The following is a 23,229-nucleotide window of genomic DNA, read 5'->3' as shown; positions in this document are numbered from 1 at the left end:
AACAGGATGTGACGACGATGGCGAACAAATCCCTGCAGCTTGGCCGCGCGGTCGAGTGGCCGCACACACCGGAAGAAGCCCAGCTCGATCGCGTGCCCAATCCGCAGAGCGGCACCGACTATCTGGTGCGCTTCACCGTGCCGGAATTCACCTCGCTGTGCCCGGTTACGGGCCAGCCGGATTTCGCGCATCTGATGATCGACTACGCGCCGGGCCCATGGCTGCTGGAGTCGAAGTCGCTCAAGCTCTACATTGCGAGCTTCCGCAATCACGGCGCTTTCCACGAGGACTGCACGGTGATGATCGGCAAGCGCATCGCGAGCGAGATCAAGCCGAAATGGCTGCGCATCGGCGGTTATTGGTATCCGCGCGGTGGCATCCCGATCGATGTTTTCTGGCAGACCGGCCGTGTGCCCAAGGGCCTGTGGGTGCCCGAGCAAGGCGTCGCGCCTTATCGCGGGCGGGGATAGCGTCCTGTTGTCCAGCTTGGCGCGGCCTGAACGTCTTGTTCAGGCCCGCGCATCCGCCGGTGCGCGCGGCTTGAGCAGCCGGGCGCAGACGAAGCCCAGCACCACCATGATCCCGGCGCTCGCGACCAGCGTCGGCGTTTTGCCAGCATGCTGGAGCCCGAAGCCATAGGCGAGCGGCCCCACGGTCTGCCCCATGAAGAAAAAGAACGAATGCAGCGACAGTGCGGTGGCGCGCGCTTCGACCGAGAGCTCGCTGGCGAAGACCTGGAGACAACCATGGGCGATGTAGAAGCCCCACCCCATCACGACGAGATTGAGTGCCTGCACTTCCCAGCGTGGGCCGAATGCGACGGCCATGAGCTGTGAGGCAACCAGCGTCATGCCCGCGATCATCATGCCCTTCATCCCTAGCCGCGGCAGCAGGCGCGACACCGTCAGCGTGTAGAACAAGCCGCCGACCGCAAAGCCCGCGATGACGATGCCGGCGATCGAGAGCGAGGTCTGCCCGAGCTCGAACAGGAACGAGGCGATGTAGGGAAACAGGCCGAGCACGCAGCAGCCTTCGATGAACACGGCCGAGTAGCAGACATACGCGTTCGGATTGGTGAAAATGGTGCGATAGCCGGCCTTCAGTGCCGACAGGCTGGTCTTCGGCGGATGCTTGACCTTGGCGCCGTGAAAGCCGGCCCCGACCGCGATCGAGGCGGCGATCACCAGCACGCCGAGCACCGCCAGCACGCCGCGCCAACCGAGGAAATCGCCAATCAGCCCGGAGGCCGAGGCGCCAAGCAGATTGCCGGTCATCGCGCCTGCAAGCGTGCGGCTGATCGCGACTTGGCGTCTCTCCGGCCCAACGAGATCGCTGGTCAGGCTCAGCGCCACCGGAAACACGCCGCCCGAGCCGATACCGGCGAGGATGCGGGTCGCAAACAGAACCGAGAACGAGGTCGAGAGCGCGCCCAGGATGTTGGCAAGGCCGAGCAGCGCGAGGCAGCCGATCATCAGCCGCGTCTTGCCGAATAGATCGGCGGCGGCGCCGATGATGGGCTGGATGATCGAGAAGGTGAAGGCGAACACCGCGGCAAAGCCCGCGGCGGTCGCGATGCTGACGCCAAAATCTTCGGCGACGTGCGGCAGCACCGGATCGAGCGCGCGTGCCGACAGCGCTGCGGCGAAGCTTGCGCCCGATATGACGTAGAGTGCTGTTGGCAAGCCGTGATCCTGCGGCCGCGCCTCGCCTCGCTGCATTAGCCCGGGTTCTTTGCGAGTGCGTCGAACGCGATCAGCTTGGCAATCAGCCCTTCGAACTCGCGCAGCGGCACCATGTTGGGACCATCGGAGGGCGCGCTGTCGGGGTCGGGATGGGTTTCGATGAAGACGCCGGCAACGCCAACGGCAACAGCCGCACGTGCCAGCACCGGCACGAATTCGCGATCGCCGCCCGAGGAAGTCCCCTTCCCGCCCGGCTGCTGCACCGAATGGGTGGCGTCGAAGATCACAGGCGCGCCGGTTGTGCGCGCCAGGATCGGCAATGCGCGCATGTCGGAAACCAGCGTGTTGTAGCCGAACGAGGCGCCGCGTTCGGTAACGAGCACATTGGGATTGTTCGCACCCGTGATCTTGGTCACGACATTCGCCATGTCCCAAGGCGCCAGGAACTGGCCCTTCTTGACGTTCACGACCTTCCCGGTCGCGGCCGCTGCAAGAAGCAGGTCGGTCTGCCGGCACAGGAAGGCGGGTATCTGGAGGATGTCCACGGCCTCCGCCACCTCGGCGCATTGCGCGGCTTCGTGCACGTCGGTCAGCACCGGCAAGCCGAGCGAGGAGCGGATTTCCGCGAAGATCGGCAGCGATTGCGCGAGGCCCAGCCCGCGCGCAGCGGACGCGCTGGTGCGGTTGGCCTTGTCGAACGAGGTCTTGTAGACGAGGCCGATGTTCAGCCGCGCGGCGATCTCCTTCAGCGCGGAGGCGACCTCCAGCGCATGCTGGCGGCTCTCGAGCTGGCACGGCCCGGCAATAACCGAGATCGGCAGGTCATTGCCGAATTTGACCTTGCCAATGGTGACGGCGGGAGCCGCTGAATTCGAAGAGCTCAAGGCAAATCCCTCATTTCGGCGCGACCATAGCGGCGATGAGGGTCGGATCAACCCTCTTCGGCCGGGACCGTTCGAATATCAGGGTTGCACCAAGGTTCCCCGCTGCGCCAAGCTCGTTACTTCACCGCCGAGAAAGCGGTCGGCGTCAGTATCTGGCTGACGATGTTGGCGACGATCTGGCCGTCGGCTTCCGACTTGGCCCGCGCCTCGAGCCAATCCGGATCGGCCATGAACGCGCCCCACTTCTTCTCGCGCTCGGCGAGGGTCTCCCAGGCCAGAAAATAGGTCAGCTCCTGGTTGGACTCACCGATCAGCGTCGTGAAGAAGCTGGCCTGCTTGATGCCGTGCTTCTCCCAGAGCTTCAGCGTGACCGTCTCGAACCGCTTCAAGAGCGCCGGCAAACGGCCAGGCACGCAGCGATACTGGCGCATTTCGAAGATCATTCATGTTCCTCCCTGATCAAGCGCAGCGGTTATAGCGATTGGCCGTGGTGCTGTCTTGAGCCTCACCCGACCGCCCCGGCGGCGTTCCGCGCATGGCTGGTGCTCCCTTCACTGTCACTGCGTCGCAGCCGGTTCCCGCAATGCTGCCGCAATGATACGGCGGCTAGAATGGCTTGTTGAGGCTCAGGTGCGAGATCATGCGAATTTTGCTCGTCGAGGATGAGGCGGAGATGGCGGGCGCGCTGGCATCGGCCTTGAAGCGCTACGACATGGTGGTGGACCACGTGCCGACGCTCTGCGAAGCGGAGGAAGCGCTTTCCGCCGAAGTCCACGCCGCAGCCCTGCTCACCGCCAGCTACCGGACGGTGACGGCCTTGCCCTGATCCCTAAGCTAAGGGCGCGCGCCGACGGCGTGCCATCATCGTCCTGACGGCCCGCGGCGAGCTCGCCGACCGTGTCGCCGGGCTCGACAGCGGCGCGGACGACTATCTGGCAAAGCCTTTCGCGGTCGAGGAATTGCTCGCGCGTCTGCGCGCGGTGTTGCGGCGGCCCGCCGGCCTCACGCCGGATGTCATCCGCGCCGGCCGCCTCGCCTTCGATGTCGGCCATCGCGAGGCGAGCATCGACGGCCACACGTTCGAGCTGTCGCGCCGCGAGTTGCTGGTGCTCGAAGCGCTGATCCGCCGCATGGGCCGGACCGTCCGCGCTCGGCGCTGGAAGAGGCCGTCTACAATTTCGACGACGAAATCCAGTCGAACGCGCTGGATACCCACATATCGCGGCTGCGCCGCAAGCTTGCCGAGGCGGATGCGGGTGTCGACATCCACGGCATTCGCGGCGTCGGCTATCTCCTGAAGAAGCTGCCGTGAGCAGGCACGCCGATCCCTATTGCCTGCGCTCGCGGCTGAGCTGGCGCCTGCTGTCGCTCCAGGCCGCGCTGCTCGTCGCGCTGGTGGCCGTCATCATCACGGCGCTATGCGCCTCCGGCTTCGTGCTCGCCGCGCGCGACGAGGACCGTGTCATCGACGCCGTGCAGCATGCGCTGACCCGCGACGCACAGGGCGGCCTGATGCTGCGCGCGACGCCGGAGCTGAAACAGCTGCGCGCGGAGACGCCCGACCTGTGTTCCTGGTCCGTGACAGAGAGGGCCATTCGCTCAGCGAAGGCGCCGTGCCGGCCGAATTCGCCACGATCGGCGGGGCGCTCGACCACATCAGCCAGGCGCGGCTCGGCTGGCAGCTTTTCGAGGACGATCCACGCAAAGCCCCGGCGCGGCTGAAGCGCGTCGATGCCGACGCCGGCAATGTGCAGGTCATTACGGCGACGCAGGGCACGCTAACCGGCGCCAAGGCGGTGCTCATGACCTCGCTGATGTTTCTCGGCATCGCCCTGCCCGGCCTGCTCCTGATGGGAACGGCGACGTTGATCGCTACTCCGATGATCGTGCGGCGCGCCTTCAGAGGGCTCGACACGACGGCCGATCAGGCGCGTCGCATCGACATTCATCAGCGCGGCGCGCGACTGTCGGTGGACCAGATTCCGCTCGAGGTCGTGCCGCTCGTGACCGCCGTTAATGACGCACTGGCGCGGCTCGACGAAGGCTATGCCCGGCACAAGCGCTTCGTCGCCGATGCCGCGCACGAGCTGCGCACGCCGATCGCGATCCTGAACACGCGCCTGGAGTCGCTTCCGCCGGGACCAGACAAGACCCGCCTGATCGAGGATGCCGCGCGGCTCGCCACGCTCGCCGAGCAATTGCTCGATATCCAGCGGCTCGACCGCTGCGGGCACCCTTTCGCACGGATCAACCTCGTCGCAATCGCCCAGGGCGTCGCCGCCGAGCTGGCCCCGCTTGCCATCGCCGCGGGCTATGAGCTGGCGCTCGACGCACCGGAAACACCGATCGAGACACTCGGCGACACGATCGCGCTCGAACGCGCCCTGACCAACCTGGTGCAGAATGCCATCCAGCACGGCCCGCGCCGCGGCACGATCGGCGTCCGCGTCAGCAAGCCCGCATGCATCGAAGTCACCGACGAGGGCGCGGGCATTCCGCCCGAGCAACGCGAGACGATCTTCGAGCCATTTTATCGGCTCACGCCGCTGGACCGCGGCGCCGGCCTCGGCCTCAACATGGTTCGCGAGATCGTGCTGCTGCATGGCGGCGACGTCTCGGTGCTGGACGGAGCGAACGGCGGCGCATGCTTCCGGATCACATTGCCGCGATCCGCAAGTGATCTTGGTCCGCATCACCTACGCAATGCTGCCGCAATGCACTCCCCTGAGATTGTGAGCCGCCTCTGATTTGCGAGGCGCGAAGCAAAATGCCGGAGTGCGCATGCCCAACGATTTTCTCTCGTTCTTCCTCGCCTGGATGTCGGCACCGCGTCAGGTCGGTGCGATCGCGCCGTCGAGCGCGGCGCTGGCGGATCTCATCACGCGCGAGATCGACGCTTCGACCGGCCCCATCCTCGAGCTCGGTCCCGGTACCGGCGCGTTCACCTACAAGCTGTTGAAGCGCGGCGTGCGCCAGGAAGACCTCACGCTGGTCGAATACGGCTCCGATTTCATGAAGCTGCTGCAGGTGCGCTTTCCCGGGGGCGCGCATATTGTGGATCGATGCGGCGCGGCTCACCACGCATCGCCTTTATGAGGGCGCGCCGGTCGGCGCCGTGGTGAGCGGATTGCCGCTGCTCAACATGTCAATGCGCAAAGTCGTCTCGATTGTCAGCGGCGCATTCAGCTACATCCGCCCCGGCGGCGCCTTCTATCAGTTCACTTACGGCATGAGCTGCCTGGTGCCGCGCCCGGTGCTCGACCGGCTGGGCCTGCGCGCCAAGCTGGTGGATCGGGCGGTGCTGAACGTACCACCCGCGGCCGTCTACAGGCTGACGCGGCGGCCGCAGATGAAAGTTGTCACGGGATTGCTTTCGCCCGAGCTTGCGACGCCGATGTTGCCGGGACGGATTGATCTGGCTGGCAATCGAGGATCGATGCCGCTCTCCGTAAGATCGTCAAGAAAGCGAGCTGAGGGGTCTAGACCAGCCGCGATTGCACCATCGCCGCCTGAATGAACGAGGCGAACAGCGGGTGCGGCTCGAAGGGGCGCGACTTCAGCTCGGGGTGGAACTGGACGCCGATGAACCAGGGGTGATCCTCGTACTCGACGATCTCCGGCAGCACGCCGTCGGGCGACAGGCCGGAGAATTTTAGGCCATGCTGCTCGAGGCGGTCCTTGTAGGCGGTGTTCACCTCGTAGCGGTGGCGGTGACGCTCGGAGATTTCGGTGGCGCCGCCATAGACCTCTGAGACGCGGCTGCCGCGATTGAGCGTTGCCGGATAGGCCCCTAGCCGCATCGTGCCGCCGAGGTCGCCGGCCTGCGAGCGCTTCTCGAGCTCGTTGCCGCGCAGCCACTCCGTCATCAGGCCGACCAGCGGCTCCTTGGTCGGACCGAATTCGGTGGAGTTGGCATCCTCGATACCGACGAGATTTCGCGCGGCCTCGATCACCGCCATCTGCATGCCGAAGCAGATGCCGAAATACGGCACGTCGCGCTCGCGTGCGAATTGCGCCGCCTTGATCTTTCCTTCCGCGCCGCGCTGGCCGAAGCCGCCGGGCACCAAAATGCCGTTGACGTGCTCGAGAAACGGCGCGGGATCTTCCTTCTCGAAGATCTCACTCTCGATCCAGTCGAGATTGACCTTCACCTTGTTAGCGATGCCGCCATGCGACAGCGCCTCGATCAGCGACTTGTACGCATCCTTCATGCCGGTGTACTTGCCGACGATGGCGATGGTGACGTTGCCCTCGGGATTGCGCACGCGTTCGTTGATTTCTTGCCAGCTGCGCAGCTCGGGCGGAATCCGCGAGGCGATGCCAAAGGCGGCGAGCACTTCGTCATCGAGGCCCGCATTGTGATAGGCCTCGGGCACGGCGTAGATGTTATCGACATCGCGCGCCTCGATCACGGCGCTTTCGCGCACGTTGCAGAACAGTCCGAGCTTGCGCCGCTCCTCCTTCGGGATCTCGCGGTCGGTGCGGCAGAGCAGGATGTCCGGCTGGATGCCGATCGAGCGCAACTCCTTCACGGAGTGCTGCGTCGGCTTGGTCTTGAGCTCGCCGGCGCTTGGGATGTAGGGCAGCAACGTGAGATGGATGTAGACGGCATGATCGCGCGGCAGCTCGTTCTTGAGCTGGCGGATCGCCTCGAAGAACGGCAGGCCCTCGATGTCGCCGACAGTGCCACCGATCTCGACCAGCACGAAGTCGTAATCGTCGTTGCCGTCGAGGACGAATTCCTTGATGGCGTTGGTGACGTGCGGAACCACCTGGATGGTCGCGCCGAGATAATCGCCGCGGCGCTCCTTGGAAATGATGTCCTGGTAGATGCGCCCTGTGGTGATGTTGTCGGCCTTGGTCGCAGGCCTGCCGGTGAAGCGCTCATAATGACCGAGATCGAGATCGGTCTCTGCGCCGTCATCGGTGACGAACACTTCGCCGTGCTGATACGGCGACATCGTTCCGGGATCGAGGTTGAGATAGGGGTCGAGCTTGCGGAGGCGGACCTTGTAGCCCCGGGCCTGCAACAGCGCACCGAGTGCCGCTGAAGCCAGACCCTTGCCGAGCGAAGAAACCACGCCGCCGGTGATGAATATGTACCGCGCCATGGGACTTAACCTCTAATCCCCTAAATTCGATTCGCCAAAGCGATTCGCATTCCGCCCCAAAGATTCTGCGGGCCTGTGGGTGATCCAGAACTGAGAGTGGTGACAGTGCCTTGATGGGGATTTTTGATGCAGGACGGTAGCAGCCGCCCTGCATGGCCCCCCTGCTTTATTTTTATTGCGAGCGCGGCACCTGCGGGCCGGCAGGCGCCTGGTTCTGCTGCTGCTCGTCGGCCTTCTTCAGCGAATCCAGGATACCGCCCGAGGTCGGCGGCGCGATCGGGGATCCGCCGGCCGGCTGAGTCTGCCCAGGCTGGCCGATGATCGACGACGGCTTGCGGTCATAACCGGCGTACCAGGACAGGAACAGGCTGGTCAGGAAAAAGCCCGCAGCCAGGATCGCGGTCGTGCGCGACAAGAGGTTTGCGGTGCCGCGGCTCGACATGAAACCCGCGCCTCCGCCCATGCCGAGGCCGCCGCCTTCCGACTTCTGGAGCAGGACGGCGCCGATCATGACGGCGACGATCATGAGGTGGATGACGATGACAACGGTCTGCATAGTATCCTTCCGTCATAAGCGGGCGGCGCCTGACGGCGGCCGATCGCGCTTCGCGGGTTTTCCTGAAGTTGCGCGGTGTTACACGATCGGAGGGGGTATTGCCACCCCCGATCGGATCCGGACCCACGGTTTGGATGAGCTAGGGACAGCCCTTCGCGATCGCAAGGAAATCAGCTGCTTTCAGGCTGGCCCCGCCGACCAGCGCGCCGTTGACGTTCTTCACGGCCATCAGCTCGGCCGCGTTCGCGGGCTTGACCGAGCCGCCGTAAAGGATCCGCATCCTGGCACCATCGGCTTTGAACCGGGACGTCAGGAGTTCCCGGATAAAGCCATGAATCTGCTCGACATCCTGGGATGTGGGGGTGAGGCCGGTGCCGATCGCCCAGACCGGCTCATAGGCGACGATCAGATTGGCCGCGCTGGAGCCGTCCGGCAGCGAGCCGTCGAGCTGGCCGCGCAGGATGTCCAGGGTCTGGCCGGCATCACGCTGGCCCTGCGTCTCGCCGATGCAGACGATCGCGGTCGCCCCGGCGCGCCAGGCTGCCTCGGCCTTCTGCCGGACCAGGGCATCGCCCTCGCCGTGGTCGGCGCGGCGCTCGGAATGGCCTACGATGATGGCAGTAGCGCCCGCATCCACCAGCATTTCGGCGGCGACATCGCCGGTATGGGCCCCGGAGACCTTGGGATGGCAGTCCTGGGCTCCCACCGTCACTTTCTTGCCGCGCGCCCTGTCGGCGAAGGCCGCGATCAGGGTTGCCGGTGGGCAGACCAGCAGGTCGGCCCTTCCAGCCACGTCTGCCGCGCCGTTGAGCATGGCGTCGAATTCCGCAACCTGGGCCTTCAGGCCGTTCATCTTCCAGTTGCCGGCGATCAGCGGTCGGATGGCGTCGGTCATGTCAATGTCCAGCAAATGAGGTTTGTGGATGCGCTAGCAGAGCTGTCGCGCCAGTTCCAGACCTCGGGGCTTTTAACCGCAGCTTCGAGCAGCCGCTTGAGGCGAGGTTGCGGGGGGAAAGCCGCCACTTTATGATGATCTATCAATTTGGTGACGCGCTTTTGCGGAATCTGCATTAAGACGCGCTCCCGTTCCCCTCCTGCCAAACAAGTTGGACCAAATGCTTCGAGGAATGCGCAAGGCCTCATCAAACTGGCTCGGCAAGACCATTATGGCCGTGGTGATGGGCGTGTTGATTGTCAGTTTCGGCATTTGGGGCATCGCCGACATCTTCCGCGGCTTCGGGCAGTCCACGGTGGCCAAGATCGGCAGCACCGAGATTTCGCTCAACGAGTTCCGCCAGATCTACACGGACCGCCTGCAACAGATCAGCCGCCAGTTCGGCCGTCCGCTGACCCCCGATCAGGCGCGCGCCTTCGGGCTCGACCGCCAGGTGCTGCAGCAGACCATTGCGGAGGCCGCTCTCGACGAGGAGGGGCGTCGGCTCGGGCTCGGCCAGTCCGACGAGCAGATCCGCCAGGTCATCATGAACGACCCGAGCTTCAAGGGCGTCGGCGGCAACTTCGATGCGAACCGCTTCCAGGCCGTGATCCGCAATTTCGGCTACACCGAGCAGCGCTACGTCGCCGAGCAGCGCAAGGTGTCGCTGCGCCGGCAGATCACCGGCACGATCGGCGCCGGCCTCGAGCCGCCGAAAACCATGCTCGACGTACTGACGCGCTTCCAGAACGAGCAGCGCGCCATCGAGTTCGTCAGGCTTGACGCCGCGCAGGCAGGCGCCATCGATGCGCCCTCGCCCGAGACGCTCGCCGCCTATTTCGAGGATCACAAGGTCCAGTTCCGCGCGCCCGAATATCGCAAGATCGCCTTCGTCGTGGTCTCGCCGGAGGAGATCGGCAAGTGGACCGATGTCTCGGACGAGGACGCCAGGAAAGTGTTCGACCAGCGCAAGGACCAGCTCGGCACGCCGGAGAAGCGCCAGATCCAGCAGATCGTGTTTGCGAACATGGCCGACGCGCAGACCGCACGCGAGCGCCTCGTCGGCGGGACGTCGTTCGAGGACCTCGGCAAGGAGCGCGGGCTGAGCGCCTCCGACGTCGACCTCGGGCTTGTGACCAAGTCTTCGCTCGATTCCGCCGTTGGTGAAGCCGCCTTCGCGCTTCCTGCCGGCGAGATCAGCCAGCCGATCCAGGGCGGGCTTGGCGTCGCGATCGTCAAGGTCGACAAGATCGAGCCGGGCAAGGAGGCGGACTACGCGAGCGTTGCCGGCGATATCAAGCGCGAGATCGCGACCGAGCGCGCGCGCGTCAAGGTCGCCGATCTCCGCGACAAGATGGAGGACGAGCGTGGGGGCGGCTCCAGCGTGGTCGACGCGGCGCAGAAGCTCGGGCTCACGGCCGTGACCATCGACGCCGTTGACCGTTCCGGCCGCGCCCCGAACGGCCAGCCGGTCGCCAACATTCCGCAGGGTCTCGACGTGGTGTCGCAGGCCTTTAACACCGACGTCGGCGTCGACAACGACCCGATCTCGTTCAAAGGCGGCTATGTCTGGTACGACGTCCTCGCCATCACGCCCTCGCGCGACCGCAATCTCGACGAGGTCCGCGACCAGGTCGAGGCGCGCTGGCGCCAGGACCAGGTCGCGGCCAAGCTGAAGGCCAAGGCGACCGAGATGGTGCAGAAGCTCGAATCCGGCGGCAAGCTCGCCGATGAGGCCGCTGCGATCGGCGCCAAAGTCGAGACCGCAACCGGCTTCAAGCGCGACGATTCGCCTGCCGGCGTGCCCGCAACTGTCGTGTCGGCGGCCTTCCGTACCGCCAAGGACGGCGTCGGGCAGACGCCCGTGAGCGGCGGCAGCGAAGTGATCGTCTTCCGCGTCACCGACATCGTCGAACCCACGGTCGACGCAGCCTCCGAGGCGGTGAAGAAGCTGAAGGACAGTCTCGACCGTGCGCAGACCGAGGAGCAGGTCGCTTCCTACGTCAACAAGCTTGAAACCGACATCGGGACCACCATTAATCAGGCCGCCTTCGCGCAGGTGACCGGCGCGAACCAGTGAGTTGAAAGCACGCGATGGACGACCTGAAATCGATCATTGGAAAAGTGGCGACCGGCGCCAGCCTGTCGCGTGACGAAGCCGCCTCCGCCTTCGATGCCATGATGTCCGGCGAGGCCACGCCCTCGCAGATGGGCGGCCTGTTGATGGCGCTCAGGGTGCGCGGCGAGACCGTGGACGAGATCACCGGCGCTGTGACGGCGATGCGCTCCAAGATGCTGACCGTGACGGCGCCGCCTGATGCGGTCGACATCGTCGGCACCGGCGGCGACGGCTCCGGCTCCGTCAATGTCTCGACATGCGCCTCCTTCATCGTCTCCGGCGCTGGCGTGCCGGTGGCCAAGCATGGCAACCGCGCGCTGTCGTCGCGCTCGGGCGCCGCTGACGTGCTGGCCTCGCTCGGCGTGAAGATCGACCTCAGACCCGAGCAGGTCGGACACTGCGTGCGCGAATGCGGCATCGGTTTCATGTTCGCCCCCGCGCACCATCCCGCGATGAAGAACGTCGGCCCGACCCGGGTCGAGCTCGCGACGCGCACGATCTTCAATCTGCTCGGTCCGCTCTCCAATCCGGCCGGCGTGAAGCGGCAGATGGTCGGCGTGTTTTCGCGGCAATGGGTGCAGCCGCTGGCGCAGGTGCTCAAGAACCTCGGCTCGGAGTCCGCCTGGGTAGTGCACGGCTCCGACGGCCTCGACGAGATCACCCTCACCGGCCCGACTTTCGTCTCCGCGCTCCACAATGGCGAGATCCGGAATTTCGAGGTGACGCCCGAGGAGGCCGGCCTATCGCGCTGCGAGACGGGCGCACTCAAAGGCGGCGACGCCGATGCCAACGCCATCGCGCTGAAAAGCGTGCTCGACGGCAGACCGAGCCCGTACCGCGACGTCGCGCTGATCAACGCCGCCGCCGCGCTCGTCGTGGCCGGACGCGCCAAGGACCTCAAGGAAGGGGTGGCGATCGGCGCAAAATCGCTCGACAGCGGCGCCGCGAGCGCGCGGCTGAAACATCTGATCGCGGTCTCGAACGGCTGAGCCTGACATGTCGGATATCCTGACCAAGATTGAGGCCTACAAGCGCGAGGAGATTGCCGCGGCCAAGCGCGCGCAGCCGCTCTCGATTGTCGAGGCAAAGGCCAAGGCGCAAGCCGCCCCGCGCGGCTTCGTGCGCGCGATCAAGGCGAAGCACGCCAATGGCGACTACGCGCTGATCGCCGAGATCAAGAAGGCCTCGCCGTCGAAGGGACTGATCCGCGCCGATTTCGATCCGCCCCAGCTTGCCAAAGCCTATGAGGCCGGCGGCGCCGCCTGCCTCTCGGTGCTGACCGACACGCCTTCGTTCCAGGGCCATCTCGACTTCATGTTGGCGGCGCGCGCGGCAACCTCGCTGCCGGTGCTGCGCAAGGACTTCATGTTCGACACCTACCAGGTGGCGGAGGCTCGCGCGCATGGCGCCGATTGCATCCTGATCATCATGGCCGCGCTCGACGATGCGGCTGCCAGAGACCTCGAAGATGCCGCCTTCGCCTACGGCATGGATGTGCTGATCGAGATCCACGACCGCACCGAGCTCGACCGCGCGCTGAAACTTCGTTCGCCGATGATCGGCGTTAACAACCGTAATTTGCGCAGCTTCGAAACCACCCTTGCGACCAGCGAGGCTCTGGCGCCGCTGATCCCCGGGGACCGGCTGATGGTCGGCGAGAGCGGCCTCTTCACAGCCGCGGATCTTGCGCGGCTCGAGCGCGTCGGCATGTCGACCTTCCTCGTCGGCGAGAGCCTGATGCGGCAGGCCGACGTCACCGCCGCCACGCGCACGCTGCTGGCGCGCGAGACGGCGCCGCGCGCGACGGGTACGCGCTGACATGGCGCGCAAGCCATCCAAGACAATCCCAGCCAGGTCGAAGGCCGGCGCTGCCCTCACCCATATCGGCGAGTCCGGCGAAGCGCGGATGGTGGACGTCTCGGACAAGCCCGCGACCGAGCGGCTTGCGGTGGCGGAAGGCCGCGTCATCATGACCGAGGCGACGCTCGAGCTGATCGTGTCCGGCAACGCCAAGAAGGGCGACGTGCTCGGGACTGCGCGCATTGCCGGAATCATGGCCGCCAAGCGCACCTCCGAGCTGATCCCGCTCTGCCATCCACTCGCGCTATCGAAGGTCACGGTCGACATCGGGCCCGACGCGAAACTGCCGGGTTGCCTCGTCCGCGCCAGCGTGAAGGTTACCGGTCCCACCGGCGTCGAGATGGAGGCGCTCACCGCCGTCTCGGTCGCCTGCCTCACGATCTACGACATGATCAAGGCGGTGGAGCGCGGCGTACGCATCGAGGGCATCCATCTCGTCGAGAAGCTCGGCGGCAAGTCCGGCCATTACCGCGCCTGACCCGCGGACTTCAGCGATCCACCCTCTGCGCCGCGCACATCGGTTGCCTTTGCACCCGGCCGTTCACATCGCGTTAACCGCGCTTCCTAACTTCGCCTCCATACCGTTCCCGTAAACCAACGGGTGTTTTCGAGGTCAGGAATTGATCCTGGCGTGTGCACGGCAATGATCCAGCATGATGACGAGATTCGGCAGTCGCCTCTTTGACCAGGCCTTCGTGCGCAGCGGACCGATCCGCTGGCTGGTGGTGGGCGGCACGCTGCTGATCGCGGCGATCGCCGTCGGCGCGACGCTGATGGCGCAGAATTTCCGCGAACGTGCGCTGCGCAACTCCGGCCGCGAGCTGGAAAACACCGTGCTGATGCTCGCCCATCATTTCGACCAGCAATTGCAGGATTTTGCGGTCATCCAACGGGATTTCGTCGACCACGTCCGCGCGACGGGCATCCGTGACGCGGAGGATTATCGCAGGCGCCTGTCGGGGCAGGACGTCCACCGGATGCTGCGCTCGAAGATCGAGGCGTTGCCCTACATGGGCGGGGTCAACGTCATCGACGCCGAAGGCAATCTCGTCAACTCGTCGACGGCATGGCCCGCCCCGAAAGTGAACGTTGCCGATCGCGCCTATTTCCGCACCTTCAAATACGATCCGCATTCGCCTGACGTGCTGATCGAGCCGCTGCACAGTCGCATCTCGGGTGCCTGGACCATCCTGATCGTGCGCAAGATCCTGGGGCCGAACGGCGAGTTCCTGGGCGTCGTCGGGCGCGGTATCGAGCCCGCTAATTTCGAGAAATTCTTCGCTTCCGTCGTGCTCGGCGAAGGCGCGACGATCTCGATGCTGCATCGAGACGGCACGCTGCTCGCCCGCTATCCGCTTTCCAGCGAATTGATGGGACGGAATTTCAAAACCGGCCCGTTCTCGCAACAGAGGGTTTTCGGGCTCGATCACTTCGCCGGCCGCTTCGTGAGCCCCGTCGACGGAGAAGACCGGCTGATCTCCTCCCGTGCCCTGCCCCACTTCCCGATCCTGATCATGGCCACCATGACGCGCGCGGCGGCCCTGACGGACTGGCGCGAGCAGATTAGGATCCTGATCTCGGTCGCCGCGTCTTCTGCGCTCGCCATCGCGGGCGTGCTGATCGCGATCGTGCGCAAGCTATTGGAGCAGCACCGCCTCTCGCGGGAACGGCTGATGCTGGAAATGCAGCGTCTCGACCGCGCCGTCAACAACATGACTCAGGGCCTTCTGCTGTTCGATTCCGAGCGGCGGCTCGTGATCTGTAACCAACGCTACATCGACATGTACGGGCTGTCGGCTGCGACCGTGAAGCCCGGTTGCAGCTTCCACGACATCATCGCCCATCGCAAAGCGACGGGCTCGTTCACCGGCGATGTCGACGACTACGTTGCGCGCGTACTGAGCGGCGTCCATGTGCGCAACGCCATGGTCGTCGACACCTCCGACGGCCGTTCGATCCAGATCGTCAACGAGCCGCTTGCGGACGGCGGTTGGGTGGCGACGCATGAGGATATCACCGAGCGCCGCCGGATTGAGGCGCGCATCACCCACCTCGCCCATTACGACGCGCTGACCGATCTGCCCAACCGCACCATGTTCCACGAGCATCTGCGGCAAGAGCTGGCCGCCATCACTGAAGGCGAACAGATCGCGGTGCACTATATCGATATTGACGAGTTCAAGGGCGTTAACGACGCGCTTGGCCATCTCGTCGGCGACGAGCTGCTCAAGTCGATCGCGCAGAGCCTGCGCCGCTGTGCCGGCCCGGCGGATTTCGTGGCCCGGCTCGGGGGCGACGAATTCGCCATCGTGCAGAGCGCGGTGACCTCGCCGGACCAGGTCAACGATCTCGTCGCACGGGTCTTCCAGGCCATCCGCACCCCTTTCGACTGCATGGGCCATCATCTCACCGCGGACGCCAGCATCGGCATTGCGCTGGCGCCGGAACACGGCGAGGTGCTCGATCAGATCCTGAAGAACGCGGACATGGCGATGTATGCCGCCAAAGCCGCCGGACGCCGCACCTATCGCTTCTTCGAGCCGGATATGGACGCTAAGGTTCGCGAGCGGCGGCAGCTCGAGATCGACCTGCGTCACGCCATCGCCCATGGCGGCCTCGAGGTCTATTACCAGCCCTGCCTCGGCCTGAAGGATGACCGCATCACCGGCTGCGAGGCGCTCGTGCGCTGGCGCCATCCCGAGCGCGGCATGGTCTCGCCAGCCGAGTTCATCCCGATTGCCGAAGACACCGGCCTGATCAACGAGATCGGCGAGTGGGTGCTGGCGACCGCCTGCCGGGACGCAGCCAACTGGCCCGACGACATCCGCCTCGCCGTCAACGTCTCGCCAGTGCAATTCAAGAGCGGCACGCTGGCGCTCAAGATCATGGCGGCCCTGGCCGCCTCGAACCTCCCGGCTAGCCGGCTCGAGCTCGAGATCACCGAGGCCGTGCTGATCCGCGACGACGAAGCAGCGCTGGCGATCCTGCACCAGCTTCGCGCCATCGGCGTGCGCATCGCGCTGGACGATTTCGGCACCGGCTACTCGTCGCTGAGCTATCTGCACCGCTTCCCCTTCGACAAGATCAAGATCGACCGCTGCTTCGTCGAAGACATCGCCGGCCCCGACGGCTCCGCCAGCATCGTCCAGGCCGTCGTCAACTTAGCGGGCGCCCGCCGCATGACCACCACGGCCGAGGGCGTCGAAACCGAAGAGCAGCAGCGTCTGCTCCGGGCGCTCGGTTGTTCGGAGATGCAGGGCTATCTTTTCAGCGCCGCAAAACCGGCCGACAAGATGCTGGAGCTGTTCGCGCTGCATCGCAGCCGTCTCGCCCGACGCGAAGGCAGCGAGAGCCGACGCCGCGAGGCCGGTTAGGCTTCGAAGACTGCGCCGCAAACGAAATCGCCCAGAAGCGGTCATCCGCTCCCTGGCGATCCATGTCTGAAGGCCGTCAGGTCTAGTTCGGCACCGCAGCCTTCGTCGCGCGCTTGGCGGCGACGGCATTCGCGGTGACGCCGTGAAGGAAGTCATAGGCCGCATGCAGCGCCTTGTCGTCCTTCTCCTCCGGCGGGACGTAGGATTGGGAACCGGTCTGCTCAGTGCCATCGGCGGCCGACAGGTGCCCGCGCATCTGGGACTCCGCCATGGTATCCATCCGGCCCTTCAGCTCGGGCGGCACGTCCTGGAGGATCTCGACGTCGGGCGCGACCCCCTGGGCCTGGATCGAGCGGCCCGACGGCGTGTAGTAGCGCGCCGTGGTCAGCGCCAGCGCACCGTTGCCGGCGCCGAGCGGAATGATCGTCTGCACCGAGCCCTTGCCAAACGAGCGCGTGCCGATGATCGTCGCGCGCTTGTGATCGTGCAGGGCGCCGGCCACGATCTCGGAAGCCGACGCCGAGCCGCCATTGACCAGAACCACCAGCGGCTTGCCCTTGGTGAGATCGCCGCCATGCGCGGTGAAGCGCTGGGTTTCTTCCGGATTGCGCCCGCGGGTCGAGACGACCTCGCCACGCTGGAGGAATGCGCTCGACACCGAGACGGCCTGGTCGAGCAGGCCGCCGGGATTGTTGCGCAGGTCCACAACATAGCCTGCGAGCTTCTCCGGAGGGACCTCCTTGGAGACCGACGCGATCGCCTTCTTCAGGCCGTCGGTGGTCTGCTCGTTGAACGAGGTGATGCGGATATAGCCGATGTCGCCATTCTCGACGTGGAAGCGCACCGGGCGCACATGGATGATCTCGCGGGTGATCGCGACGTCGAGCGGCGCGTCGGCACCCTTGCGCACGATGGTGAGCTTGGTCTTGGTGGCGACCGGCCCCTTCATCTTGTTGACGGCCTGCTCGAGCGTCATGCCCTGCACGGCCTCGCCGTCGATCTTGCTGATGAGGTCGCCGGACATGATGCCGGCCTTCGAGGCCGGCGTGTCGTCGATCGGCGAGACGACCTTGACGAGGCCATCCTCCATCGTGACCTCGATGCCGAGCCCGCCAAACTCGCCGGAGGTGGTCTCCTGCATCTCGGTCCAGGCCTTGGCATTCATGTAGCGCGAGTGCGGATCGAGCGAGGTCACCATGCCCGTGATCGCGCCTTCGATCAGCTTGGCATTGTCGGGCTTCTCAACATAGTTCGCCTTGACCCGCTCGAACACTGCGCCGAACAGATTGAGCTGGGAATAGGCATCGTCCGCGCTCGCCGCCGCCCGTGCCGCCCACACGCTGCCGTGGGGACTGGCTACCAGAAGGGTCAGACACACTCCCGTGAGCGCGCCCAGGGGGAACAGCAGGGTTTTCCGCATGGATAGGCTGGCCTTTTGCTTAGCGGTTCTGTTGAGGGCTTATCTCTCGGGCTTGGAAGCCGCCATGCAAATGGCGATCCAGGTCACCTCTCACAACACCATTCTGGTTTCTTCAAGGCCGCCTGGAAGGCCGGCGGCAGTACGCCGGCGAAATCCCTTCGCTTCGGCTTAAACTTTTGGCAACGTTCCGAAACCGCTTCGCGCAACGCGGCATCGGTCGGCCGCCCACGCCTCGCAGCTATGCGATTTTAGGATGGTTTTGGAGGGCCGGACACGCTAGGCGATGGCGACAAGACTTCAAATTCTCGGGAGGACAACAATGAATGACGCGCCCCGCATCCGGCCGGACAGGAACGTCGAACTCGGCGCCAGCAACGAGCCGTTCCAGAACCTGCACGAGTTCATCCGGAAGGCGCGCGCCAACCTCAACCAGAATGCCTGGGACTACATCGTCGGCGCTGCCGAGACCGAGACCACGATGCGCCGCAACCGCATGGCGCTGGACGAGATCGCCTTCCGCCCGCGCGTGCTGCGCGACGTTCGCAAGGTCGACGGCTCCGTCGAGCAGTTCGGCCGCAGGATGCGGCTGCCGGTGGTGCTCGCCCCCGTCGGTGCGCTGGAGATCTTCGATCCCGATGGCGCGGCAAGCGTCGCGCGCGCCGCCGGCACCTTCGGTGCGGCGCACATGTTGAGCTCGGTGTCCGAGCCGGGGCTCGAGAAGACCGGCGAGGCCGCGCCCGACGCGCTGCGGCTCTATCAGCTCTATGTCCGCGGCGACGATGCCTTCGTCGCCGATGTCGTCAGCCGGAGCGAGAAGAACGGCTATGCCGCGTTCTGCCTGACTGTCGACACCGCCCATTACAGCCGTCGCGAACGTGACATCGCCAAGCGCTACGTTCGCGAAAGCCGCCTGCGCGCGACCGGCGGCGATTTCCAGAAGGGTCTGGAATGGCGGACGGTGAAGATGATCAAGGACAAGTTCAGGATCCCACTGATCCTGAAGGGCATCGCCACCGCCGAGGACGCTCAGATCGCGATCGATCACGGTGTCGAGTGGATCTACGTCTCCAACCATGGCGGCCGTCAGCTCGATCACGGCCGCGGCGCCATGCATGTGCTGCCTGAAATCGTCGAGGCGGTGAAGGGCCGCGCCAAGATCATGGTCGATGGCGGCTTCTGCCGCGGCACCGACATCGTCAAGGCGATCGCGGCCGGCGCCGACATCGTCGGCATCGGCCGGCTGCAATGCTGGGCGCTGGCCGCGGCCGGCGAAGCAGGCGTGATGCGAATGCTGGAACTGCTGGAGGACGAAGTGCTGCGCTGCCTCGGCCTCCTGGGTGCCACCTCGTTCGCCGAAGTCGACAAATCCTGCCTGCATCAGGCGACCGCAACGAATGCGCCGAGCGTGTTCAGCGCGTTCCCGCTGTTCGACCACGAGCCCTACCGATACTGAAAAGTGAAAGAACGCGATGACCTCACTCTCCCCCGGTAGCGCCGATGCGCTCCTGTTCGATCTCGGCCGCGTGGTGCTCGATATCGATTTCTCCAAGGCGATCGCCTGCTGGGCGGGGCATGCGGGCTGCCAGCCCGAGGCCATCGTCGCACGCTATGTGCGTGACGAGGCCTACCGGCTGCACGAGGTCGGCAAGATCAGCGACGAGGATTATTTCCAATCGCTGCGTTCATCGCTCGGGATCGGCATTTCCGACGCGCAATTTCTGGAGGGATGGAACGCGATCTTCGCCGGCGAGATGCCTGAGATCGCCGAGCTCTTGCCGCGCGCGGCGAAGCAGGTGCCGCTATATGCCTTCTCCAACACCAACCGGCCACATGTCGACTATTTCTCGAAGGAATATGCCGGGGTGCTCGGGCATTTCCGCGAGCTCTATCTGTCGTCCAGCATCGGCCTGCGCAAACCGGATGCAGAGGCGTTCGATCATGTCGTGGCGGCGATCGGCCTGCCAGCCAGCCGAATCGTCTTCTTCGACGACCTTGCCGAGAACATCGAGGGGGCGCGAGCGCGTGGACTGACGGCGGTGCATGTCACCTCGCCCGGTGATGTCGGCAAGGCCTTGCTAGGGTTGGGAATTTGACCACCGATGCCGACCGGATCGGGTCGGGTTCCGGGCACCCAAATCCGCTCGGGTAGGGACCAATTCACTTTGTACATTTTTGTACAGAGTTCCGGGAACGGAATACCTCCCTCCGGACTCTATGAGTCCGTTGGGACGTCTACATCGGACTTATTCTCGTGCTGGGCAAAGCCTACCTCACAAAGCAAGCCTCCTTGCTGCTCGAATTCGCCAAGACCACCTCGGATTCGCGCCTCTCCGCCAAGCTGATCAGCAAGGCCGCCGACCTAAAGTCGCAGGCCGATCCGCTGCCGGACAAGGATCAAAGCCCCAAAGCTCCGGACGTGACAGCCGGCGTCAGTTCGGGCGAACAGACGCAGAGTTGATCCGATGCTGGCCGTGGCGCTCATCCTTGTCGTCCTCGCCATGGCTATCCTCGTACCGGTCTGTCTCGCCTTCCGGATCATGCCGTGACCGGTCTGCGCACGATTCTTCATGACGGAGATCACGCAGGATAAATCATCCTGTCGGCGCCTTTGCCTCACGCCTGCACTCGGCTAGAACTTTCGCCGCCCATTGCCGATATGCTCAGCAGGAGTTTCCGCCCTTGGCCTTGATGCCGGTTTCTGACGCGCTTGCCGCGGTGCTGGCAGGTGCGGAGCCGCTGCCTGAAGCGATGGTTTCCCTCAACGAGGCCTATCATCGCGTGCTCGCACGCGATGTCGCGGCGCTGCGCACACAGCCGCCGGAAGCAATGTCGGCGATGGACGGCTACGCGGTGCGCGCGAGCGATGCAACAAAGCTCGATAGTGCGCTCACCTTGATTGGCGAGGTGGCGGCGGGTCGTCCATTCGCGGGAACGCTGGGCCCCGGCGAAGCCGTGCGGATCTTCACCGGCGGCGTCATTCCCAACGGTGCCGACGCAGTCGTGATCCAGGAGGACACGGTTGCGGACGGCAAGCGCATCACGATCAAGGAAGCCGCCATTGCCGGCCGCCACATCCGCCCCGCGGGCGTCGACTTCTCCGAAGGCGACCTGCTCCTGCGCAAGGGAACCCGTCTCACCGAGCGCGATCTCGCACTCGCCGCCGCCATGAATCATCCGCAGCTTGCCGTCTGCCGCCGTCCGAAGGTCGCGATCCTCGCCACCGGCGACGAACTGGTAATGCCGGGAACCACGCCCGGTCGCGGCCAGATCGTCTATTCCAACGGCTACGCCCTGCACGCGCTCGCCCGCAGCGAGGGGGCCGATACCATCGACCTTGGCATTGTCGCCGATACGCTGGAGGCCACCACTGCCGGCATCCGCCGCGCCCGCGAGAGCGGCGCCGAGATCCTGGTCACGAGCGGCGGCGCGTCGGTCGGCGACCACGATCTGGTCCAGCAGGCGCTGAGGGACGAAGGCGTCGCGATGGCGTTCTGGAAGATCGCGATGCGCCCGGGCAAGCCGATGATGCATGGGCGGCTCGGCGCGATGCGCGTGATCGGCCTGCCGGGTAATCCCGTGTCATCCTACGTGTGCGCCTTCCTGTTCCTGGTGCCGCTGATTCGCGCCTTGTCGGGACGATCCGTGATTCATCACCGACAAGAGCGCGCCGTGCTCGGCCGCGATGTGGACGCAAACGATATGCGCGCGGACTATCTGCGCGCACATCTGGAGACGCGCGACGACGGCACGCTGGTGGCCCTTCCCGTCGATCACCAGGATTCCTCGCTGCTTGCGAATCTCGCTGCAGCACAGGCACTTCTCGTCCGCGCACCGTTCGCTCCGAAGGCAGAGGCCGGCTCGCCTTGCGAGGTGCTGCGCCTGCCCGTCTGAACGCATCCACTACACGCGTTCCGCGAACTTTGCCGCGTTCACGGTAAATTAAGCAGTTGCGGAACACATATGGAACATATAGTGTCCGTTCATGATTTGTTTCGAGCATGTAGCGGTCTACCGCTCCAATTCAGCGTCTCGGAATCGAACGACATCAACCGGGGGACTTTGGTCGAGATGTTAACGCGCAAACAATACGAGCTTCTGCGGTTCATCAGCGAACGTCTGAAGGAAAGCGGCGTGCCGCCCTCCTTCGATGAGATGAAGGATGCGCTCGACCTGCGCTCGAAATCGGGCATCCATCGCCTGATCACTGCGCTCGAGGAGCGCGGCTTCATCCGCCGCCTGCCCAACCGCGCCCGCGCCATCGAGGTGATCAAGCTGCCCGAGCTCCAGGCCGCCGCCGGCAGCCGCCGCGGCTTCACGCCGAGCGTCATCGAGGGCAATCTCGGCAAGGTGCGCGCGAGCTCCAGTTCTTCCGCAGACGAGGGCGAGCGTCCCGTTGCGGTGCCCGTGATGGGTCGCATCGCGGCCGGCACGCCGATCGAAGCGTTGCAGACCCGCAGTCACACCATCAGCGTGCCGCCCGACATGCTCGGCTCAGGCGAGCACTACGCACTCGAAGTGCGCGGCGATTCGATGGTCGAAGCTGGCATTCTCGATGGCGACATGGCGCTGATCCAGCGTAACGAGAGCGCCGATACCGGCGACATCGTGGTGGCCCTGATCGACGACGAGGAAGCGACGCTCAAGCGCTTCCGCCGCCGGGGGGCGTCGATCGCGCTCGAGCCCGCCAATGCCGCCTATGAGGTGCGCATCCTGCCGCCGAACCGGGTGAAGATTCAGGGCAAGCTGATCGGGCTGTACCGCAAGTACTGAGACGAGCTAGCGGTCATTCGATACCAATGATTCCGATTGGAGCGGACGACGGTCCGCTCCAGCTGGATAGTCTTTTGGTCTTGCGCAGATTATCCGGCCCCTCTCTCCGGCGCTCCATCCTCGGCATGCGGCCCCAAGCACTCATCGCTTGTGAAGAGATCTTAGGAGATTACGATGTGCAGGATCGCCTTAAGCGCCTTCGCAGCGTGCTGATCGCTTGATCGGCCGCGCAAGCATTCGCAACTCGATTGCAGCACCACGCACGCAAGTCAGCGCACGCAGGGAGCGAGCATTTCCGCAACGCCCGAACTGCCATCGACCGACAGCCACGGCGAAGCTGGCCACATTCCCCTGGTCGGCGCCCGTAGGCCACGGGCGCTCGCATCCGCCGAATGCACTGAAGCGAGCTTTGTTCCTATGGCTTCGGGAAAGATAATGTGATCGCGTCCGGCAACGCCAGCCGCAGATTTGCCTACAACGGAGCAGAGCGTTACGTGCTTCCACTCTGATAGAGGCTTG

At 65.1% G+C, this 23,229-nt stretch carries 18 protein-coding genes and 3 pseudogenes; 14 read left to right on the top strand and 7 right to left on the bottom strand.

The window, feature by feature from the left end; genetic code table 11:
* Positions 1-17 precede the first annotated feature (17 nt).
* Complete coding sequence (queF, locus tag IVA87_RS26095; RefSeq protein ID WP_247295368.1) at positions 18-470, top strand: preQ(1) synthase; 453 nt, start codon at positions 18-20, stop codon at positions 468-470.
* A 39-nt stretch (positions 471-509) separates the two neighbouring features.
* On the opposite strand, the gene IVA87_RS26090 is transcribed toward queF, so the two are convergent.
* The 3 genes from IVA87_RS26090 to IVA87_RS26080 form a co-directional block, all read right to left on the bottom strand.
* Positions 510-1,718: an MFS transporter gene (locus tag IVA87_RS26090; RefSeq protein ID WP_247295370.1), complete on the bottom strand. Its 1,209-nt coding sequence runs from the start codon at positions 1,716-1,718 to the stop codon at positions 510-512.
* A complete protein-coding gene (gene kdsA / locus IVA87_RS26085) occupies positions 1,718-2,566 on the bottom strand; it encodes a 3-deoxy-8-phosphooctulonate synthase (RefSeq protein WP_247295372.1) in 849 nt (282 codons plus the stop codon). The genes IVA87_RS26090 and kdsA overlap by 1 nt, the downstream gene beginning before the upstream one ends.
* 116 nt (positions 2,567-2,682) lie before the next feature.
* Positions 2,683-3,009: an NIPSNAP family protein gene (locus IVA87_RS26080; protein WP_247335703.1), complete on the bottom strand. Its 327-nt coding sequence runs from the start codon at positions 3,007-3,009 to the stop codon at positions 2,683-2,685.
* Positions 3,010-3,206: 197 nt separating this feature from the next.
* Here IVA87_RS26080 and IVA87_RS26075 point away from each other — a divergent pair.
* The 3 pseudogenes from IVA87_RS26075 to IVA87_RS26065 all read left to right on the top strand — a co-directional run.
* A pseudogene (locus IVA87_RS26075) lies at positions 3,207-3,878 on the top strand (response regulator transcription factor).
* Positions 3,875-5,232: pseudogene (locus IVA87_RS26070) on the top strand (HAMP domain-containing sensor histidine kinase); the annotation flags it as partial. The pseudogenes IVA87_RS26075 and IVA87_RS26070, both read left to right, overlap by 4 nt.
* A gap of 115 nt (positions 5,233-5,347) precedes the next feature.
* A pseudogene (locus tag IVA87_RS26065) lies at positions 5,348-5,948 on the top strand (rRNA adenine N-6-methyltransferase family protein); the annotation flags it as partial.
* A 97-nt stretch (positions 5,949-6,045) separates the two neighbouring features.
* Here IVA87_RS26065 and IVA87_RS26060 read toward each other — a convergent pair.
* The 3 genes from IVA87_RS26060 to tpiA form a co-directional block, all read right to left on the bottom strand.
* The gene (locus IVA87_RS26060) at positions 6,046-7,677 is read right to left on the bottom strand and encodes a CTP synthase (protein WP_247295377.1); all 1,632 of its coding nucleotides are present in this window, start codon (positions 7,675-7,677) and stop codon (positions 6,046-6,048) included.
* A gap of 172 nt (positions 7,678-7,849) precedes the next feature.
* Positions 7,850-8,233, bottom strand: coding sequence for a preprotein translocase subunit SecG (gene secG / locus IVA87_RS26055; RefSeq protein ID WP_247295379.1), 384 nt, complete (start codon positions 8,231-8,233; stop codon positions 7,850-7,852).
* Between the two features lie 139 nt (positions 8,234-8,372).
* The gene (gene tpiA, locus IVA87_RS26050; RefSeq protein ID WP_247295381.1) at positions 8,373-9,128 is read right to left on the bottom strand and encodes a triose-phosphate isomerase; all 756 of its coding nucleotides are present in this window, start codon (positions 9,126-9,128) and stop codon (positions 8,373-8,375) included.
* 220 nt (positions 9,129-9,348) lie between these two features.
* On the opposite strand from tpiA, the gene IVA87_RS26045 reads away from it, so the two are divergent.
* The 5 genes from IVA87_RS26045 (at position 9,349) to IVA87_RS26025 (ending at position 16,520) form a co-directional block, all read left to right on the top strand.
* Positions 9,349-11,247, top strand: coding sequence for a SurA N-terminal domain-containing protein (locus IVA87_RS26045; protein WP_247335700.1), 1,899 nt, complete (start codon positions 9,349-9,351; stop codon positions 11,245-11,247).
* A 14-nt stretch (positions 11,248-11,261) separates the two neighbouring features.
* Complete coding sequence (gene trpD / locus IVA87_RS26040; RefSeq protein WP_247295385.1) at positions 11,262-12,275, top strand: anthranilate phosphoribosyltransferase; 1,014 nt, start codon at positions 11,262-11,264, stop codon at positions 12,273-12,275.
* Between the two features lie 7 nt (positions 12,276-12,282).
* Positions 12,283-13,104, top strand: a complete 822-nt coding sequence (gene trpC, locus IVA87_RS26035) for an indole-3-glycerol phosphate synthase TrpC (protein ID WP_247295387.1) — start codon at positions 12,283-12,285, stop codon at positions 13,102-13,104.
* A gap of 1 nt (position 13,105) precedes the next feature.
* Entirely contained in the window at positions 13,106-13,624 is a 519-nt protein-coding gene (gene moaC / locus IVA87_RS26030; protein WP_247295389.1) for a cyclic pyranopterin monophosphate synthase MoaC, read from the top strand.
* Positions 13,625-13,799: 175 nt separating this feature from the next.
* On the top strand, positions 13,800-16,520 hold the full coding sequence (locus tag IVA87_RS26025; protein ID WP_247295391.1) for an EAL domain-containing protein: 2,721 nt from the start codon (positions 13,800-13,802) through the stop codon (positions 16,518-16,520).
* Between the two features lie 82 nt (positions 16,521-16,602).
* Here the strand turns inward: IVA87_RS26025 and IVA87_RS26020 are convergent, their stop codons facing one another.
* Complete coding sequence (locus IVA87_RS26020) at positions 16,603-17,940, bottom strand: S41 family peptidase (protein WP_247295395.1); 1,338 nt, start codon at positions 17,938-17,940, stop codon at positions 16,603-16,605.
* Between the two features lie 319 nt (positions 17,941-18,259).
* On the opposite strand from IVA87_RS26020, the gene IVA87_RS26015 reads away from it, so the two are divergent.
* The 5 genes from IVA87_RS26015 to lexA all read left to right on the top strand — a co-directional run bounded on the left by IVA87_RS26015 (position 18,260) and on the right by lexA (position 22,710).
* On the top strand, positions 18,260-19,393 hold the full coding sequence (locus tag IVA87_RS26015) for an alpha-hydroxy acid oxidase (RefSeq protein ID WP_247295398.1): 1,134 nt from the start codon (positions 18,260-18,262) through the stop codon (positions 19,391-19,393).
* Positions 19,394-19,409: 16 nt separating this feature from the next.
* Positions 19,410-20,033: an HAD family phosphatase gene (locus IVA87_RS26010; protein WP_247335696.1), complete on the top strand. Its 624-nt coding sequence runs from the start codon at positions 19,410-19,412 to the stop codon at positions 20,031-20,033.
* 158 nt (positions 20,034-20,191) lie between these two features.
* The gene (locus IVA87_RS26005; protein ID WP_247295402.1) at positions 20,192-20,398 is read left to right on the top strand and encodes a hypothetical protein; all 207 of its coding nucleotides are present in this window, start codon (positions 20,192-20,194) and stop codon (positions 20,396-20,398) included.
* Between the two features lie 221 nt (positions 20,399-20,619).
* Positions 20,620-21,831, top strand: a complete 1,212-nt coding sequence (gene glp / locus IVA87_RS26000; protein ID WP_247335694.1) for a gephyrin-like molybdotransferase Glp — start codon at positions 20,620-20,622, stop codon at positions 21,829-21,831.
* A 177-nt stretch (positions 21,832-22,008) separates the two neighbouring features.
* Entirely contained in the window at positions 22,009-22,710 is a 702-nt protein-coding gene (lexA, locus tag IVA87_RS25995) for a transcriptional repressor LexA (protein WP_247275958.1), read from the top strand.
* Positions 22,711-23,229: the final 519 nt, after the last annotated feature.

This window comes from Bradyrhizobium sp. 147 (assembly GCF_023073935.1).
Lineage (GTDB): Bacteria > Pseudomonadota > Alphaproteobacteria > Rhizobiales > Xanthobacteraceae > Bradyrhizobium.
The sequence above is the reverse complement of the archived record's forward strand: the minus strand, read 5'-3'. Positions and strand labels throughout refer to the sequence as shown.

Excerpts from the sequence above, each read along its gene's own strand:
- IVA87_RS26080 (WP_247335703.1), bottom strand. The coding sequence starts at position 3,009 with ATGATCTTCGAAATGCGCCAGTATCGCTGCGTGCCTGGCCGTTTGCCG.
- tpiA (WP_247295381.1), bottom strand. The coding sequence starts at position 9,128 with ATGACCGACGCCATCCGACCGCTGATCGCCGGCAACTGGAAGATGAAC.
- IVA87_RS26020 (WP_247295395.1), bottom strand. The coding sequence starts at position 17,940 with ATGCGGAAAACCCTGCTGTTCCCCCTGGGCGCGCTCACGGGAGTGTGT.
- IVA87_RS26025 (WP_247295391.1), top strand. The coding sequence starts at position 13,800 with ATGATGACGAGATTCGGCAGTCGCCTCTTTGACCAGGCCTTCGTGCGC.
- trpC (WP_247295387.1), top strand. The coding sequence starts at position 12,283 with ATGTCGGATATCCTGACCAAGATTGAGGCCTACAAGCGCGAGGAGATT.
- moaC (WP_247295389.1), top strand. The coding sequence starts at position 13,106 with ATGGCGCGCAAGCCATCCAAGACAATCCCAGCCAGGTCGAAGGCCGGC.
- IVA87_RS26060 (WP_247295377.1), bottom strand. The coding sequence starts at position 7,677 with ATGGCGCGGTACATATTCATCACCGGCGGCGTGGTTTCTTCGCTCGGC.
- IVA87_RS26045 (WP_247335700.1), top strand. The coding sequence starts at position 9,349 with ATGCTTCGAGGAATGCGCAAGGCCTCATCAAACTGGCTCGGCAAGACC.
- lexA (WP_247275958.1), top strand. The coding sequence starts at position 22,009 with ATGTTAACGCGCAAACAATACGAGCTTCTGCGGTTCATCAGCGAACGT.
- IVA87_RS26090 (WP_247295370.1), bottom strand. The coding sequence starts at position 1,718 with ATGCAGCGAGGCGAGGCGCGGCCGCAGGATCACGGCTTGCCAACAGCA.
- IVA87_RS26015 (WP_247295398.1), top strand. The coding sequence starts at position 18,260 with ATGAATGACGCGCCCCGCATCCGGCCGGACAGGAACGTCGAACTCGGC.
- queF (WP_247295368.1), top strand. The coding sequence starts at position 18 with ATGGCGAACAAATCCCTGCAGCTTGGCCGCGCGGTCGAGTGGCCGCAC.
- trpD (WP_247295385.1), top strand. The coding sequence starts at position 11,262 with ATGGACGACCTGAAATCGATCATTGGAAAAGTGGCGACCGGCGCCAGC.
- secG (WP_247295379.1), bottom strand. The coding sequence starts at position 8,233 with ATGCAGACCGTTGTCATCGTCATCCACCTCATGATCGTCGCCGTCATG.
- IVA87_RS26010 (WP_247335696.1), top strand. The coding sequence starts at position 19,410 with ATGACCTCACTCTCCCCCGGTAGCGCCGATGCGCTCCTGTTCGATCTC.